The sequence below is a fragment of the Bradyrhizobium sp. CCBAU 11430 genome (assembly GCF_028128855.1).
Classification (GTDB): Bacteria; Pseudomonadota; Alphaproteobacteria; order Rhizobiales; family Xanthobacteraceae; genus Bradyrhizobium; species Bradyrhizobium ottawaense.
The window spans coordinates 1-1,613 of sequence record NZ_LBJV01000017.1 but is presented as its reverse complement, the minus strand read 5'-3'; the positions used below and the strand labels follow the sequence as shown (position 1 = coordinate 1,613).

Annotated in this window: 1 protein-coding gene; it reads left to right on the top strand. The window is 65.7% G+C overall.

From position 1 onward, the window contains the following. Positions 1–1,613 (top strand): hybrid sensor histidine kinase/response regulator (locus XI04_RS08120; protein WP_271623552.1); only part of this gene is annotated, 1,613 nt, incomplete at both ends.

Sequence of the window (1,613 nt, the reverse complement as noted above, 5' to 3'; positions counted from 1 at the left end):
CGACCTGTCGAGCGAACTCGGCAAGCAGATCGAATTGGAGATGCACGGCGCCGACACCGAGCTCGACCGCCAGGTGCTCGATCTGATCAAGGACCCGCTCACCCACATGGTGCGCAACTCCGCCGATCATGGCCTGGAGACCCCCGCCGAGCGTCTCGCATCCGGCAAGGGCGAGCAGGGCACCATCCGCCTGTCCGCCTATCACGAGGGCGGCCACATCATCATCTGCATCGCCGACAACGGCCGTGGCCTCAACACCGAGAAGATCAAGGCCAAGGCGATCTCCTCAGGGTTGGTCACCGAGGCCGAGCTCGAGAAGATGAGCGAAGCCCAGATCCACAAGTTCATCTTCGCGCCCGGCTTCTCCACCGCAGCCGCCATCACCTCGGTCTCCGGCCGCGGCGTCGGCATGGACGTGGTGCGCACCAATATCGACCAGATCGGCGGCACCATCGACATCAAGTCGGTGGCCGGCGAGGGAAGCTCCGTCACCATCAAGATCCCGCTGACGCTGGCGATCGTCTCCGCCCTGATCGTCGAAGCCGCCGGCGACCGCTTTGCGATCCCGCAGCTCTCGGTGGTCGAGCTGGTGCGGGCCCGCGCCAACTCAGAGCACCGCATCGAGCGCATCAAGGACACCGCGGTCCTCCGCTTGCGCAACAAGCTGCTGCCGCTGATCCATCTGAAGAAGCTGCTCAAGATCGACGACGGCGCCGCGTCCGATCCCGAGAACGGCTTCATCGTGGTCACGCAAGTCGGCAGCCAGACCTTCGGCATCGTCGTCGACGGCGTGTTCCACACCGAAGAGATCGTCGTGAAGCCGATGTCGACCAAGCTGCGTCACATCGACATGTTCTCCGGCAACACCATCCTGGGCGATGGCGCGGTGATCATGATCATCGACCCCAACGGCATTGCCAAGGCGCTTGGCGCCGCCGGCTCCTCGGCCCATGACATGGGCGACGAGAACGGCGCGCATCACATCGGAAGCGGCGAGCAGACCACTTCGCTGCTGGTGTTCCGCGCCGGCTCGTCGCAGCCCAAGGCGGTCCCGCTTGGCCTCGTCACCCGCCTGGAAGAGCTGCCCGCCGACAAGATCGAGTTCTCGAACGGCCGCTACATGGTGCAATACCGCGAGCAGCTGATGCCGCTCGTCGCCATGGAAGGCGTCACCATTGCCAGCCAGGGCGCCCAGCCGATCCTGGTGTTCGCCGATGACGGCCGCTCCATGGGCCTCGTCGTCGACGAGATCATCGACATCGTCGAGGAACGGCTCAACATCGAGGTCGGCGGCTCCGCCTCCGGCATCCTCGGCTCGGCCGTGATCAAGGGCCAGGCCACCGAGGTGATCGACGTCGGCCACTTCCTCCCGATGGCGTTCGCCGACTGGTTCACCCGCAAGGAGATGAAGCCGTCGATGCACTCGCAGTCGGTGCTGCTGGTCGACGACAGCGCCTTCTTCCGCAACATGCTGGCGCCCGTGCTCAAGGCCGCCGGCTACCGCGTCCGCACCGCGCCGACCGCGCAGGAGGGCCTCGCGGCGCTCCGTGCCCAGAGCTTCGACGTGGTCCTGACCGACATCGAGATGCCCGACATGAACGGGTTCGAGTTCG